The organism is Paracoccus sp. SSJ (genome assembly GCF_030234105.1).
Classification (GTDB): domain Bacteria; phylum Pseudomonadota; class Alphaproteobacteria; order Rhodobacterales; family Rhodobacteraceae; genus Paracoccus; species Paracoccus denitrificans.
Genome location: NZ_JASSPE010000067.1, coordinates 1 through 927, shown reverse-complemented (window position 1 = coordinate 927; position 927 = coordinate 1). Strand labels below are relative to the sequence as shown.

1 protein-coding gene is annotated in these 927 nt (G+C 65.5%); it reads left to right on the top strand.

The features are described 5' to 3' along the window. On the top strand, positions 1–833 hold an 833-nt coding region (locus QPR87_RS23525; RefSeq protein ID WP_285051570.1), incomplete at its 5' end, for an ABC transporter permease. Between the last annotated feature and the right edge of the window lie 94 nt (positions 834–927).

Genomic DNA, 927 nt, shown 5'->3' with positions numbered 1-927 from the left:
TCCTGGAGATGGACGCCCGGTGGGGCAATCCCCGGCTGTGGTCGGTGATGCGCGAGGCCGCCTCGCCCTATACCGCCAACTTCTACCTCGCGGCGGTGGACCGCACCCGCGACGACCAGGGCGACATCGTCTCCGCCCCGGCGCAGCAGCAGATCTACGGCAAGCTGTTCCTGCGCACCTTCTGGCTGTCGCTGGCCATCACCGCCACCACCTTCCTCCTGGGCTTTCCGGTCGCGCATCTGCTGGCCACCCTGCCGATGCGGCAGTCCAACCTGCTGATGATCCTGGTGCTGCTGCCGTTCTGGACCTCGCTGCTGGTCAGGACCACGGCCTGGATCGTGCTGTTGCAGCAGCAGGGCGTGGTCAACGACGTGCTGGTCTGGCTGGGGGTGATCGGCAACAACCAGCGGCTGCAGATGATCTTCAACCAGACCGGCACGATCATCGCCATGACCCATATCCTGCTGCCCTTCATGATCCTGCCGCTCTATTCGGTGATGCGCACCATCAATCCCAGCTATGTGCGCGCCGCGCGCAGCCTGGGCGCGACCAGCTGGACCGCCTTCCGCCGCATCTATTTCCCGCAGACCCTGCCGGGGCTGGGGGCGGGGGCGCTGCTGGTGTTCATCCTGGCGGTGGGCTACTACATCACGCCGGCGCTGGTCGGCGGCTCGTCGGGGCAGCTGATCTCCAACATGATCGCGATGCACATGACGCAGACGCTGAACTGGTCCATGGCGGCCGCGCTGGCGGCGCTGCTGCTGGGCGGGGTGCTGATCCTCTACTGGGTCTACGACCGTCTCGTCGGCATCGACAACCTGAAACTGGGGTAACCGCCATGGCGCTTCCGACCTATGCCTCGCCCTTGGAGAAGACCTGGCACTACGCCTATCTGGCGATCTGCGCGGCGATCTTCTTCTTCCTGAT